General features: G+C 33.6%; 1 protein-coding gene. It reads right to left on the bottom strand.

Annotated elements, in window-relative coordinates:
* Positions 1–247 (bottom strand): hypothetical protein (locus R2R70_RS22265; protein ID WP_410979239.1); only part of this gene is annotated, 247 nt, incomplete at both ends.

Genomic DNA, 247 nt, shown 5'->3' with positions numbered 1-247 from the left:
AGGCTACAAAAAACATTATTAAAATAATAATTAAATACAAGTCAAATAACACAGGCAACCTTTGATGGTGATGCTCAATATTCATTGTCAGTAATGGGTTACCATTTATGTCTAGCAATATTCTTTGTCGCTCAGTGGCTATTCCCTCATTTTGGATTCCACCATTTAAAACAAGTAAATTTTGTGTTGCGCTATCGTCATTTATTATTGAGTAGCTAAGTTTTACTTGCGCCACTTCTGCCATCAT

It is taken from the genome of Cobetia sp. SIMBA_158 (assembly GCF_046566945.1).
Lineage (GTDB): Bacteria > Pseudomonadota > Gammaproteobacteria > Pseudomonadales > Halomonadaceae > Cobetia > Cobetia amphilecti.
This window is presented reverse-complemented; position numbering and strand designations above follow the sequence as displayed.